The organism is Terriglobia bacterium (assembly GCA_036496425.1).
Lineage (GTDB): Bacteria > Acidobacteriota > Terriglobia > 20CM-2-55-15 > 20CM-2-55-15 > 20CM-2-55-15.
On record DASXLG010000133.1, the window covers coordinates 89,596 to 96,108 of the forward strand.

The following is a 6,513-nucleotide window of genomic DNA, read 5'->3' on the forward strand; positions in this document are numbered from 1 at the left end:
AAACGATAGGGCGCAGCCATCAATTAAATGCTTAAACGCGCAAAGATTCTCATAGTCGACGATGAACGTTCGCTTCGCGAGTTGCTCGAAATCTTCCTAAAGAAGGAGGGCTTTGTTGTCAGCAGCGCTTCGAGCGCGGAAGAAGGACTGGCTCAGGTCAGAGGATCCGAATTCGATCTCATCATCTCGGATATAAAGATGGTGGACATGTCGGGTATCGATTTCCTCCGCCGGCTGCGGCAGACGACGTTTAACGGCCAATTCATCCTCCTGACGGCATTTGCCAGCGCCGAAACCGCCATTCAGGCCCTGAAGATGGGCGCCTACGATTACATTCTCAAGACCGAGAACTTCATGGAAGAGCTGAAGCTCGTGGTCTACAGCGCGCTGGAAAACAGACGCCTTCGCGAAGAAAACACCTACCTGCGCCGTGAATTCAAGAAAGTTCATGGCATGGGGAACCTCATCGGCAAGAGCAAGAAAATGCAAGAGCTCTACAAGATGATCGAGGTCGTCAGCGCGACCAACAGCACGGTTTTGATAACCGGCGAGAGCGGCACCGGCAAGGAGCTTGTGGCGAAGGCCATTCATCTGAATAGTCCGCGTTCCGACGAGGCTTTCGTTTCCGTCAACTGCGGCGCCTTTACCGAGACCCTGCTCGAAAGCGAACTCTTCGGCTATATGCGCGGTTCATTTACAGGCGCTACGGCAAATAAGAAAGGGCTGTTCGAAGTCGCGGATAAGGGCACGATTTTTCTCGATGAGGTGGGAGATACCAGCCTGGCCATGCAGGTGAAGCTTCTGCGCGTGCTGCAGGAGCGGAGCATCCGCCGGGTCGGCGGAACCGAGGAAGTCCCGGTCGACGTCCGGATCATTGCCGCGACGAATCGCGATCTTTCCGAGATGGTGCGCGAAAATCAGTTCCGCGAAGACCTCTTTTACCGCGTCAGCGTTATCCCGCTCGAACTTCCGCCGTTGAGGCATCGCCGCGACGACATACCTTTGCTGGCAGACCATTTCCTCACTCGTCTGAATGCGTCGATTGGCAAGAAGATCGATCGCATCTCCGATGAAGCCTTGAAGAAAATGGAAGCGTACGATTGGCCCGGAAATGTCCGCGAGCTTGAAAACGCCATGGAGCGCGCCTTTATTCTCGAAACCCTCAACGAACTTTCAGCCCAGCACCTGCCCGAAAGCGTGGCCACGAATTCCGGAATGCGGATGATCACGAATTTTCCGGATGAAGGTTTCGATCTGGAGGCATACGTCGAGAGCCTTCAAAAGGCGTTTCTGGAAGAAGCGCTGCGGCGTAAAGACGGCGTTCAAGTCAAAGCGGCGGAACTGCTCAAGATGTCGTACCGGTCGTTCCGGCACTACATGCAGAAATACAATATCCCGTCCTGACGCGAAAGCTGGTTATTAGCCGCAGATGCCGCGGATTACGAAGATGGGGACACCATCAAATTTGGACGCCCCATCTGCGTAATCTGCGTCATCTGCGGCTAACTAACCTGTCTTTGCTCTGACGTTTTCGGCAGCCGCTTTCCCGCTGAGGATGGAATCCTCCATCGAGTAGTAGTCCCAGCGCCCGTACCTGCCTGCGGTATAGATATCGCGCGATTCGAGATAGTCGACCAGGGTCTGTAGATGTGCCTGGCGGTGTTCGTCAAACACGACATACGCGAAGCGGATGTCGAGGACATGTCTTGTCAGGATGCGATCGCCCGCATCGAGGATGCCGCACTTCTGCAAGTCGCGTAACGAGCGCTCAAACATCTCCTCGACGTTGAGCTTTTCCTTCGGCTGATGTGTGATCTCGATATAGACGGAACTGGTGCCTTCCGGCGCTACGGCTTTGGAAAAATTCATCGGAAAGCCGACCCGTGAGAAGACGTACTGGTCCTCAGGGAAGTAAACCCAATGCTGGTTGCTGATGCCCGGACGATCCACGCCGATGTTGATATTCAATACCGAAATGGCCTGCAGCCCGTTGGCGCCGGCAATCAGAGAATCCGGAGTGTCGCCTAATATTTTGAACGTCGTCGGCAGCGGAAGCGTGGAGATCAGATAGTCGTAGGTTTCTTCACGCCCGTTGGCCATGCGAAGGCATTTCTTTTTCGGGTCGATGCTCTGGACGGACTCATTCACGTGTATCCGGCGTACGGGCCGCGCCAGAGCCTGAGGCAGGCAGTCGATACCGCCATGCTTCGGATAGATGAATTTCGGGTTGTAGCCCATTCCTTTGTTCGTCAAGCCAAGCGCGCCGTTGACGACTTCTTCAAGCGTAGGCTTGGGAATCGACCAGCTGACCCAATCGGAAGTGATCGTCCGCAGATCCTGCTTCCAGAACTTTTCGTTGTAGGGAAGCATGAAATGCTTCGCGATACCCGTACCGAAGGTGCGAAGCACCCAGTCATGAAAATTTTTCGGCCCGCCGTTGGCAAGGCCCTGCATACTCTCCACGAACCCGACAACGCACTCTTTGACCACTTCCGGCGGAAGGCCGTACGTATTCGCCTGAAAAGGGTACGGAGTGGTTACTGATTTTGAATGAATCGCTGCGAGGCGTTCGTGGGCATTGAAGGCGTCCGGCAGGATTTTCGCGACCAGGTCCTTCGTGTACTGGTTCTTCAGGTGAATGAGATGCCCGGTACAGTCGAAGGTGAATCCGTCCTGCGTGAAAGACTGGCACAGGCCGCCGACTGCTGCATCTTTTTCGAACAGGATGGGATCGTGATCGACCAGATGATATGCAGCGCTTACTCCGGCAAGACCGCCACCGAGGATGACGACCTTCCCGCTCATGGACGCATATCGACCTTCATCAGCAGGTAGGCAGAGAGGCAGGCAGCAGACAGTGTGCCGCACATGGTTGCCGCCGCCCATTCCAGCGTGACATGGCTCATCAACAACGCTACGCCGCTGAGAAGGATTCCAATGATATAGGTTGTGACTGCCGTCTCGCGGACCGACAGTTTGCACCGGCGCAGGCGCAATGCAAAATGGTCGGGGCTGCCTTTCATCACGGGAATTCCGTTGTGCCAGCGAATCCACATCACCAGCGAGAGGTCAAAAAGCGGTATCCCGAGGATGAGCACCGGGCTCACGACGGCCAAGAGGTTTGCGCGTGTATATCCGGCATTCATGGAGAGGGCCGCCAGCATGAATCCAATGAAAAGACTTCCAGCGTCTCCCAGGTAAATCTTGGCCGGAAAGAAATTGTGGCGCAAAAAGCCGAGCACCGAACCCGCCAGGACGATACAGAGCAGGGCGACTGCGTTGCGGCCTGCCATGAAATTCGCAATCGCGATGGAAATCGCGGCGATCACTCCAACGCCTGAAGCCAGACCGTCGAGAATATCGATGATGTTCAGCGCGTTCGTCACGGCGACAATCCAGAAAACCGTCAACGGTATGGCGAACCAGAGGGGCAGAAAGTCGAGCTTGATGTAGGTCCCGGATTTGATGAGGACCAGCGCAGCCAGCGCCTGGCCCAGCAGCTTTTGAATGGGAGTCATGGCGCCGAAATCATCGAGCAGACCAACCATCAGAACGATGCTGCCCGACAGAAGCAGTCCCAGTGTCTCCTGACCGAAATCGGTGAACACGCCGACGGTGAAGAGAAATGCGGCGAATACCGCCAGGCCGCCAAGATAAGGTACGGGATCCCTGTGTTTCTTCAGTTGGCCGTCCGGCGCGTCCACAATACCCAACTGCAGCGCCGCCTTCCGCATCAAAGGCGTCCAGTAGAGGGCAAAAACAAAGCTGAGAACAAACGCTCCTGCGTATCGAATCGTCTCCATCACGCTACACCTTCCCACAGAGGCATCGAGACGACAAATGGAAATTACGCTAAAAATTCAGGAACTTCAATTTGGCCTCGACAAGCGACAGCGGACGTTGTCCGCTGAAATTTGGTCTCGAAGTCGTGCGCGGTATGTTCGTCGTGTGGCGGCAGACGCATGCCAGATACGGCCGCGCACCTGGTCGATCGTTGATTCCGGCGGTTTCCGTACAGCAATGGGTGCTCTCGCCGTTCGCGCTGCGTTACCGCGTCGCGTTTGACGGAGCGTTGCTGAACGAGGTGCTGGGAATCTTCGTCCGCGCCGTGTTCGGATCGCTGAAGCGGAGAGGGAATCGCTCGCCCAAAAATCGTGCGCCACCCGCTCCGCTATCCCTGCTGTGCCGCGTTATTCCCAGAACTGGACCAGAAAGCCGCTGACTTATCCGTGCCGTGGCCGACTGTGAACTGTGTGTGGCCGACTGATTACATGCGCGTTATACGGCATTCTACAGGCACCACTTATCCTTCCTACACTTATCTATCCGATGCTTTTTCCCGCCGCAGCGCCGCCCTATCTTTTAGATTATTGGCAACGCGGGGGCAAAGCCGTAGGATCATTTGCGCCTACAGGGAGAAAAACAGATGAAGTACGCCTTGATCATCTCTTTCATTGCGTTTGCAACGGCCCTTTCAGGCCGGCAAGTCGGCTTTGAGGCGGCTACAGTGAAACCCGCGGCGACGAACGACCCGCAAAGCGGAGTCATGCGCGACAGCAGTCCGGGCCGAATCACCTACCGTAACATGACTTTGAGGGACCTGCTCTACCAAGCCTACGGAACCGGCCTCAGCACAGCGATGAACGTGAGCGGCGGGCCGGCGTGGATTGCTCGCGACCGTTTCACGATTGAAGCCGTCGCGCAGGGTAATCCCGACGATCGGCAATTCCGTCTGATGTTGCGGAAACTACTCGAGGAGAGATTTGCTGTTCAGACGCGTTGGGAAACTCGGCAGATCGATGTATACGCGCTTGTCCTCGATCGCGACGGCAAGCCGGGTTCCAAGCTCAAGACATGGGACGGCACCTGCGCGGGCGGCAGACCGCCCCGGGACTATGACGATCCGGCCATGCCCCGCTGCCCTGGCGCTTCCTTTCACCCTTCCGGTTTAATCCTGGAGGGCGCAACCATGGTCCCGCTGGCGGAAATGTTATCGACACAGCGGCGGCTGCTCGGCCGCATCGTGCAGGACCGCACGGGACTCACAGGCCGTTACAACATCGACCTACAGTTCGATTTCATCAACGCCAACCAGCCTGATGCGCCGGGGCCATCGATCTTCACGGCGCTCAAGGAACAGTTGGATCTGAAGCTTGAGGCCGCAAAAGGACCTCTTGATGTTCTGGTCGTGGAGAATGCAAGCCCTCCCACGGAGAATTGATTCAATCGATGGAGATCACAGTAAGGATAGACAATTCAGACGGGCTGTGGCCAGTGTCGAGGGGCGTTTCGTGTCCGGTGAATCGCGTGTAATGTAGAACGTTTTATATATCCGAGCGACGCGGCGAGCCATGCATTGGCTAAACACAAGATGTGGATAGCCGCGGCGGTTCCCTAAAAGCGCCTTGAACTGGGCTGCCCAGCCGCGGTCGCGGGCAACGTGCTTGATCCCGCATTCCCGGCCTTACAAATGGAAGAGCCGGTCGTAGATCTCCAACATTGGAACCGAGCACTGAATCGACGGCAGGTCGAGAATGCCGTCCAGTTTTCGAATCTCCGACCGGCGCCATGGTCCTTCGGGCTGACGGACATAGTGTTCGATCCGGGGTTCGTGTTGAGCGACAAGTAAATAGTCCACGAGAGACGGTATCTTGCGATAGTGGGCAAACTTCGCATTGCGATCATAGGAGGCAGTGGATTCCGAAAGGACTTCAGCGATGACAACTGGATTGATCAGCGTGTCGACTTCGGCGTCTTCGAATTGCGCATCGCCGCGTACGACGCTGATGTCAGGGTAGGTATATAGCCCGGTGGCGGAGACTTTGGGCCTCATATCGCTGGCGTAAACCTCGCAGGACCTGCCTTTCAGGCGGAAGCGGAGCTCCGCCACAAAATTCGTGATGATAAGGTTGTGCTCGCGGCTTTCTCCGCTCATCGCCACCATATCCCCATCCAGATATTCACTTCGGACAGCGGCCTTACGTTCGAGCGATAGATACTCTTCAGGGTTCAGCCGATCCTTACGTTCAGAGGACATGGCGTCACTATATCAAAGCCAGGCAGCATTTCGCGACGCGCAGTGGCTGCCGGCGAGCCGGCAAGCCGCAGCCACGTTCCCAAGCTTGCCAGTTTCGAACAGGCGCTCGGCTTTGGCTATGATCGCCCTATGAACGGGCGGGCTTTGTATATCGCGGCGTACGACGTCGCCGTGGCCGACTGTGAACTGGGTATAGCCGGCTGATTACATTTCCGGGGGAAGGCATTCCCCCGGAAGGGGCACGCATTATTTTCCGGGGGGAAGGTATTCCGCCCGGAAGGGGAATACACCAAACCTAGCTCGGAGTTTTCTCCGGGAGGACGGGATTCGGGCATGACGTCGGGGACGAATCCCGGCAGTGGTCATGATCAGGGACAAGGGTGTTATCCGGTTCCGCTTTCGGGCTATGCAACTCCTCTTCAGTATTCACTGAAAACAAAACGTATCGATCAAAGCTGTGGCGCCGGTAATACTGG

Annotated in this window: 6 protein-coding genes; 3 read left to right on the forward strand and 3 right to left on the reverse strand. The window is 56.2% G+C overall.

The genetic code is table 11. The features are described from left to right. Window positions 1-27: 27 nt before the first annotated feature. On the forward strand, window positions 28-1,404 hold the full coding sequence (locus tag VGK48_09395; GenBank protein HEY2381381.1) for a sigma-54 dependent transcriptional regulator: 1,377 nt from the start codon (window positions 28-30) through the stop codon (window positions 1,402-1,404). Between the two features lie 102 nt (window positions 1,405-1,506). Here VGK48_09395 and VGK48_09400 read toward each other — a convergent pair whose 3' ends face one another. After that, on the reverse strand, window positions 1,507-2,805 hold the full coding sequence (locus tag VGK48_09400) for an FAD-dependent oxidoreductase (GenBank protein HEY2381382.1): 1,299 nt from the start codon (window positions 2,803-2,805) through the stop codon (window positions 1,507-1,509). Beyond that, the gene (locus VGK48_09405; protein ID HEY2381383.1) at window positions 2,802-3,803 is read right to left on the reverse strand and encodes an MraY family glycosyltransferase; all 1,002 of its coding nucleotides are present in this window, start codon (window positions 3,801-3,803) and stop codon (window positions 2,802-2,804) included. The genes VGK48_09400 and VGK48_09405 overlap by 4 nt, the downstream gene beginning before the upstream one ends. A 71-nt stretch (window positions 3,804-3,874) precedes the next feature. On the opposite strand from VGK48_09405, the gene VGK48_09410 reads away from it, so the two are divergent. Next, window positions 3,875-4,222, forward strand: coding sequence for a hypothetical protein (locus tag VGK48_09410; protein ID HEY2381384.1), 348 nt, complete (start codon window positions 3,875-3,877; stop codon window positions 4,220-4,222). Window positions 4,223-4,426: 204 nt separating this feature from the next. Continuing rightward, window positions 4,427-5,221, forward strand: coding sequence for a TIGR03435 family protein (locus VGK48_09415; GenBank protein ID HEY2381385.1), 795 nt, complete (start codon window positions 4,427-4,429; stop codon window positions 5,219-5,221). A 243-nt stretch (window positions 5,222-5,464) separates the two neighbouring features. Here the strand turns inward: VGK48_09415 and VGK48_09420 are convergent, their stop codons facing one another. Next, the gene (locus tag VGK48_09420) at window positions 5,465-6,037 is read right to left on the reverse strand and encodes a Uma2 family endonuclease (protein ID HEY2381386.1); all 573 of its coding nucleotides are present in this window, start codon (window positions 6,035-6,037) and stop codon (window positions 5,465-5,467) included. Between the last annotated feature and the right edge of the window lie 476 nt (window positions 6,038-6,513).